The sequence below is a fragment of the Mesorhizobium sp. B2-5-11 genome, assembly GCF_006440835.1.
Lineage (GTDB): Bacteria > Pseudomonadota > Alphaproteobacteria > Rhizobiales > Rhizobiaceae > Mesorhizobium.
In genome coordinates this window covers 119,896-127,708 of record NZ_VFUK01000014.1, presented here as the reverse complement: position 1 = coordinate 127,708, position 7,813 = coordinate 119,896, and the positions used below count along the sequence as shown (strand labels likewise).

At 61.0% G+C, this 7,813-nt stretch carries 2 protein-coding genes; both read left to right on the top strand.

The genetic code is table 11. From position 1 onward, the window contains the following. Positions 1-1,985 precede the first annotated feature (1,985 nt). Positions 1,986-2,306, top strand: a complete 321-nt coding sequence (gene trxA, locus FJ490_RS29055; RefSeq protein ID WP_064995677.1) for a thioredoxin — start codon at positions 1,986-1,988, stop codon at positions 2,304-2,306. A gap of 257 nt (positions 2,307-2,563) precedes the next feature. After that, on the top strand, positions 2,564-7,714 hold the full coding sequence (locus tag FJ490_RS29050; RefSeq protein ID WP_224680548.1) for a shikimate kinase: 5,151 nt from the start codon (positions 2,564-2,566) through the stop codon (positions 7,712-7,714). Positions 7,715-7,813: the final 99 nt, after the last annotated feature.

The window sequence follows — 7,813 nt, the reverse complement described above, 5'->3', positions numbered from 1 at the left end:
ACTCCAAAACCCCTTCGGGCCAAAAGTGTTACCCATGTCTCCGGTATAAACCGTAACCTATGTGTCCGGAACGGACCAGGGGGAAATGGTGCCAGAGGCGGAATCCAAGCAGAGAAAATAGCACTTGGTTTCTCAATTGCATAGTTATGAAGCAGCAGCAGCGCTGACCAACAAAAATACCAACAAAATATTTCTGTGGATTGGTTCGGTTCCCGAACATTGCCTTTCGGTCCGACGCCGCCGCACCCTAGATGCAGTCGAGCATCGCAGCGACTTATCACCTATCCATCGACAATCAAGTCACATGTATTTGCCATGCGATGTTTGCAACTTGGACAGAGTGTCCCCTGCGGACAAAATTCCTGAACGACTGCTTCGCCCTCATCGCAGCCATTAAAGTGAGTTTTGGTCACCTGGACGCGGACACTTAGACCAAATTCGGCAATGGAGGGCTCTTACCTGGGATGTCGAAGTGCCTAACGCCTCACTCGAGCCGTACTTTCCCTGACGGTCAACCTGATCGCCAACTCGCATTGCGATGGTGATGTGATCGGCAGCAATTCGGCCCATGTCGCGTGCCGCACTGGACTCTGTTGCTGGGCCACAGACCCGATCGACACTCGGAGTATGACCGTTTTCTGTTCGACTACCATCAAATCACGGGCGAACTGCCAACCGCATGCTCGAACTGTTTGAACGCCACGGTCGCGTGACCAATCGTTTCTCGGTGCTAAGCACGGACGATCATAATCAGATACACGCGGCGTTTTCGCCCGAGGACCTGATGGGGTCGAATTCATCCTGCGGGGCAAGGACGGGCCGATCGCAAAGGCTTTCACCGGGCGCGCACGCGCGCGGAGGAGGGCGTCCGGCAAAGATGCCGCAATCGCCGTGCCGGAGGGCTGTCCCACGACTATCGCCTGTGTTTCTGGCTCTCTGGCAAATATGCGGCAGGGACGTTTACAACTGGTGACGCCGGTAACGAACGCTGGCCTCTCGGGTACCGAATAATGTCTCAACGTGTCTTCAGCACGCCCGACGAGTTCCGGGAGGGTCTCGATGGCATCGTCGACGAATATGCTCGAAAACCCGCCTCCCAACCGGCCAATTCGCTTCCGCGGAGACCTGCAACACGAGGCGGGGGACCACTGCTTCCATCTCCGCTCACGGAACATTCAGCATCGAGTGCTCGACGGGGTGGTTCCGATTTCCATTGTCATCTAATCGCGAGCGGGAACTGTACAGCCTCGGAGCTGATTATGGGGGTCACGGATGCAGCGAGCGTCCTTGCCATCGCCGACCTGCTCGATCAGCTATACGCGGCTGGGGTGATCGAAGAGGATCTCGACGACATTTCGCTTGGCAGAACGGGATGACGGGCGCGGGCCGCAGGCCGCGAGCTTTTTTGTCGCAACGCCACTGCCCTGCGTTCCACTCCGATAAAGCGGGCTATCGCGGCCGGTCCTCGACGAAATCGTGGTGCTCGCCGACGGCTTCGCCAATGACAATGGCGCCAAGCTTACCGGACCCCTCTATGCCGTGGGTTGGCATTGAAGTCATTGGCAAGCCAAGCCGGCGTGGCGTTTCCCCTCGCAGATCATCTGGTCGCACCGTCCGTTGCGCTGTCACGTCATGGTTATCGTGCGCGATGCCGTCCGGCGACAGGGGCAGACTATCTGCCAGGCCTTGCCGCGGGCTTCCAATTGTAGATCGTCGCTTCGGAGATCCCATGCTTGCGAGCCGGTCCAGCATGTCCGATCTATCCACATTACGAATGTAACCCGTTTCGACGTTGACCCTTCAGAACTTTGGATCTTCATTGCAGGACACGCTCCAATCGGCGCATTCGATGTTGAACGAAGGTCCATTTGCCGCTGGCAAAACTTACATCATCTAACTCGGGCTCAGTCAAAGTGGAAACAGCGTTCGGCTAAGCCGGAAACCGTCACATTTGATTCAACAATTCTTCGGTCAAAGGAGCAGCCATGGCTACCGTGAAAGTCGATATCGATAACTTCCAGTCGGAAGTTCTGGAATCCGCAGCACCCGTCGTCGTCGATTTCTGGGCCGAATGGTGCGATCCCTGCAAGATGATTGCTCCGAGCCTCGAGGAAATCTCCGTCGAGATGGAAGGCAAGATCAAGATCGCCAAGCTTAACATCGATGAAAACCCGGAACTCGCCGCCCAATTGGGCGTGCGCTCCATTCCGACGCTTGCGATCTTCAAAGGCGGCGAAGTGGCCGATTTCTCGGTCGGCGCCAAACCGAAGACAGCTCTTTTGAACTGGATTTCGAACGCTGCCTGATCGAGGTCGCTCAAATGAAGAAACCGTAGATCCGCCCCGTGGGTTCATAGTGATTTATTGGCATTTGTACAGGGCTCAGCCCTTTGTGCTTCCGCTTTATGCCGGAACGAACGAGTGGCGAGGAAGCTTTTCACTGGGGCGTTGTCGAGGCAGTTGCCGTTGCGTGAATGCCGCAGCTTTCACGCATGCCGTTGCAGGTTCGCGTGACCGCACTCAACCAATGACGCCCTGTTGTTGACAGGCTTAGGCGATGCGTCTTGCTGGATCGGAGAGGGAATATGGGCAGTACCGGAGAGTTGGTCGGACAAGCAGGGCGTCCTGATAGCGAAGAAGGCCCGCACCGCGTCTCCGACGCAATGTCGGACCAGCAGAAGACGCGCGAAGAGACGCTTGCCAGCGCCGGCGCGGTGGTTGCCCGCGACGGCAATCTCGACGGATTTTCGGATTCAGAGTTGGCCAATTTGGTGAACGGCTTCAGCAGATGGCCGGACCAGCAGGAGACGCGCGAAGCGACGCTTGCCATCGCAGGCGCGGTGGTTGCCCGCGACGGCAATCTCGACGGATTCTCTGATCCAGAGTTGGCCAATCTGGTGAACGGCTTCAGCAGATGGCCGGACCAGCAGGAGACGCGCGAAGCGACGCTTGCCATCGCCGGCGCGGTGGTTGCCCGCGACGGCAATCTCGACGGATTCTCTGATTCAGAATTGGCCAATCTGGTGAACGGTTTCGGCAAGTGGCCGGAAGAAGAAAAAGCACGCAAGGCGATCGTTGCCATCGCCAGCGAGCTCGGTTCCAAGGGCCGTCGCTTCAGTGCTTTCGGCACGCCCGCACTAGTCAGGATCGCCAATGGCCTGTCGCGGGGTATCGAGGCGGGAGAGACCGCCGGCGAGGTCGCCGAACCGGCCTTGCTGAAGGACCGGCTGCATCAGCTGGCGCACTACCTGCAATATGCCGAGGATCGGCTCCAGCAGGCCGATGTCCATGCCGTCGCGGGTATATTCAAGGCGTTGGGCAAGGCGCAGTTGTTGGATGATCTGGGTATGCTGGCACAGCCGGGGCTGGACAGGCTCGAGGTGTTACGTGCCGCTCCCGGGTTTAAGCTCGACAACAACCTCGAGACGATGGGCAATCTTTGCAGCTCCCTGCTGCCACTAGCTCGCAGCCCGAAGCCGGCGTTGCGCTGGCACCGCAAGTCGACGCTGAACCTGCTCAACGCCATCCAGCCGGTGGTGGAACACAAGATAGATGCCTATCTCGCAGCAGGCCAGGCCGAGCGTACCAGCGGCGCCAATGCAAGCCGCCGCCCGGCGCTTTCGATCCATCAGGTGCTCAAGACCCGGGCGGTGCTGGAGACGCTCTACCGGCGGCCCTATGTCGACGGCGACGAGCTCGCCTTGCGGGCCAGGCAGGAAGAGCTGCATGGCAAGACTAGGCAGATACTGAAGAGCGCCCGCACCCTCATCGACGCCGACCTTTCCTACAAGAGCTGGAACGTGATCGCCTCTATCGAGGCGAAGGAACCGCTCGAAGCGCTCGACACCTTCATGGCGCAGAACGCATCGATGATCCAGGCCCAGCATGCAGCCGCCAGCTTCGATGTTCATCGGGTGCTTCAGGCCATGGACCAAGAGCCGAGACCGCCGCAAGGCGATGCCGGACTAATGCGGCTGCCGGTGGTCGACATGCAAGGCCAGCCGCTGGCCAGCGAAGCCGAGTTGCGCTATTCCATTTTCCATCGCTTGACCTCGGGCGCGGTGAACGTGGTGGCGGTGCAGCTAAAGGGAACTCCGACTGGCGCCATGTTGACACGCACGGTGGCCGTGGAGGGCGTGCCCTACCGCATGGACCTGTTCGGCGGCAGCAAACTGAAGCCGCCGCAAAGGAGCCTTAACCAGCTTGCCTCTGACCTGCCCTTCACGGCCGCAGAGGCCCCAAGCGGCAAGCTTTTGGCGATCCCCTATGCCGAGACGGCTCCGGGTACGGCCTTTGAGCAGCTGTCGCGGGCCTGGGCGCCGTTCAAGGAAGCCTATTACTATACCCAGCGCCGCGGATTTGCCGCGCCGCCGGGCATCCCCGACGTTGGCCCGCATGATTATGCGCTGGAAGGGTGCTTCAAGCTGTCCCTTCTGCCCGACCGCCCCGCAGGCGCGGTGCATCCCTTCCGGTTCGAGGGGCGAGACGGCGAGATCGCCTTGCGGCCGCATGACGGCTGCGGCTTCATCAGGGCGTCGCTGGCCGAGCGCATGCCGTCCGTTGCCCGGGCTCGCCACGACGCTCCCGAGCGGATGCCTGCCTTTGCCGATAAAAGGCAATCGGCGGTACCGCCCACGGCGCTGCAACATTATCCGCGCAGCGTCGAGGTGGCACAGGAGACCCGCGAGAAGGCTCTGGCGTGGCTCGAAACCCATCAAAGCCTCACCACCGAGGAGCTGTTTCGGACGGTCACGGGCGGGCATATCGAGGGTTCGAACGCTATCGCCGTGCCGTCCAGTGACGAATGCCTGTATGTGCCGACGGGCAAGAGCAAGACCTTGACCCGTGACGCTGGCGTACTTGTCGGACGCTCCCCCTATGACAAGCCCAACCTGCGCCCGTTCGCCGCCGACCGGGTCAGGTCGGCGCGCGATGGCGACCGCACCGCGGCGTTCCTGGATCGGTGCGTGGCCTTCCAATACAGCTTCAACGTCGCGCACAGATCGGGGGCTAGGCTTGCCGCCGACGATCCGACCTTCTTTGCCAAAGGCGTCTTGATCGTTGTGCCCGACGAAATGTGGCCGGCGGACTTCGCCGACCGCGGGATGGTGATGTCTGCCGAGGACGTAAAGTGCCATTCGCGCTGGCTGGAGGAAAAGGACCGGGTTAAGACCGACACCGCGCTCGAGTGCGTCGGCATCCTGCAGGCGACGGAGGTGTTCGCGCCCGGCTCTTTGGTTGCGGTTCCGACCGTCCAACAAAAAATGCTCGACGGCGATTTTGATGGCGATGCCGTCATCATCATCGGCGACCAGCCTCGCCTTTACGAGCATGTGCGCCAGTTCGACGCGCAGCTGCAGGCGCGCGGCATCGCCTCGATGAAGCCGCCGAAGTCGCACACGCCGGCCATTGAGAAAGGCGGCTACCAGTTCAGCCGGTCCAAGCAGATCCTGTCGGCCACCGGGCTGGTGCTGGAGACCTACAGCTGCCTGCAGCGCAACGTGCTGGCGCAGCCGCTGGAGGCGCAACGCTGGTTTGCTGAGCGTGCCATCTTCGGCACCTACGAGGGCATTCATCAAGAGCTCAAGGCCGACATCCGTGCATTGTTGCAGGAAGATCGGCCGAATGGCCAGACCCTCCATGAGCTGATCGCCAGGGCGGGGGAAGACAGCAAGACCGCCCGGCATCCGGTGGCCTGCGAACTGGCCGCGTTGCTAGTGGCCGAGCTCCAGGACTGGAACCTGCAGCTCAATAGCGAGCCGGCTCATGAGCAGTCGGACGTCAAGCAGAAGTTTGCGCGATCCGTGGCCTCAACCGGCGCGAAGCCTGCCGTCAGCGCCGAGGCCGCCGCGCTCTTCCCGAAACTCAGCGAATCCTATCCGGCAACCGCTGATGCCAGGAAACGCGTCGACTTCCTGCTCAACCGCTATCAGGCGCGCATTGATCCGCGGCCCGACGGCTACAACCCGGTCGATCTGCATGAAAGCGCGATCAATCTGTTGAGCGTCGGCATCAAGGTCGGCACGGACGCCTACAAGTCCGAAACCGGTGCGCGAGTGTTCATGCAAAAAACCACCGAATTGCAGCGGCTCATAGAGCAGAGGCCGGGCTTCAAGTCGGCGCCCTATGTCAAGTCGCAGGCGGCAAAGCTCCAACAGGGCCGGTTCGACGTCGATGGCAGCCTGGCGGATCTGAAGGACAACCCCACGCTGGCGGCGTCGGTCATGGAGGCCTCGATCAGACTCGCCGTCGAAAACCGAATACTGCCCAGCGCCTTAGCAATTCCGGCCTACGACGACCCCGCCAGCAGGATAGCGCCGAACAGCGAACAGGCCCTGGAGCGCGCCAGGCTCGAAGCCGCCCTCGCCCAAGCGCAAGAAAGCGCGATTACCGAAACTGTGCATGCGGTTGCCGAGCTTTTGCGGCAGGACGGCATCGAGGTGCAGGTGCCGCATCTTGATCAACGGTCGCGTGGGCAGATCGGGACAGCCAACGAGTTGACCGGCCAGGGCGTGAGCGCGGCGCCGGATGCCCAACTGGTCACCAGTGCAGTGCGCCATGTCTTTGAGATCCCGGACGAGGCTTTTACGCGCGCCTTCAGGAAGGCGGCACTGGCCTTCGAGGAGCGTGACTGCAGCGAGGTCGAGACCACCAACTGGTTCATCAGGATGGACACGCAGGGGTTACGCGGCGTTCACACGGCGTTCAGAACCGCACAGAACTATCGCTTCGAGGTCGAGTTCCATACGCCGGCCAGTTACCGGGCCGAGCTCGCGCAGCGCGCGCAGAGCGAATGCGAGCTGGTCCCCATTCCCCGTGGTGCCTGGGACATATTACACTGGGGCTCGTCAGGAGAAAGCAGGTCGAGGGCGGCAGGGACCTCCAGGTCGCCCACCGTCGCAAGACAACAGAGTGCGGTCATTCTCTCGCCGCATGCCGGCAAGATCGTCGCGGCCCTCGGTACGAGGCCGGTCGTGCTCGTCGGCATGCCGGCGAGCGGCAAGTCGAGCATCGGCCCCCGCCTTGCCAGGGAGCTGGGGGTGGAGTTTGTCGACATCGATAAACTTATCATCAAAGGGCACGGCGATATTAAGGATATATTCGAGCGCCGTGGCGAGCCCTACTTCAGGGAGCTGGAGACTAGAGAGCTCGCCGAGCAGTTGAAGAAAGGCCCCATGGTCATCGCAACCGGCGGCGGCGGCTTTGTCAAGCAGCCCAATCGAGACCTGATCCGCGAGAAGGCGGTGTCAATCTGGCTCAACACCGACCTGGATGAGATCGGCAGGCGCCTCCACCTGCAGCAGCGCTCCACGGGCGACACCGGCCGGCCGCTGCTGCAAGGCCCCGACATCAAGCAGCAGCTCGAAAACATGTTAGAAAAGCGCGGGCCAGACTACCAACAGGCCGATATCAAGGTGGTCCCGACCTTTAGAAAAGACAAGAAGAACGCCGGCATTTGCGTGGAGGCGCTCCACGATTTTCTGTGCAGCAGGGAGAGAGAAGCCGCCCTGACGCCCGCTGCCGAGATGTCACATGTCTCCGGTGCTTCCGGCACAGTCGTGGAAACCATCCAGGCGCCGGCGGCACCAATGAGTCAAGGTGAACTGCCGCCTCTCGACACCCTCACCGCCGACCCGCAGCCTTTGCTGGCCGGCAATAACGCACGAGCGGATTTAGCATCTTCCATGAGAAGCAGAGAACGCTCAAGTCGATGACAACAAGCTTTAGGCGACAACGATCAGGTCCTTTCGCAGGTTTGGTGCAGGGGGCGGGTTCGCGCCGAATGCTAACAAAAGTGGGAATCGCATGCATAA

What these genes read in the sequence shown, in the direction of transcription:
- trxA (WP_064995677.1), top strand. Translation starts at nt 1,986, where the DNA reads ATGGCTACCGTGAAAGTCGATATCGATAACTTCCAGTCGGAAGTTCTG.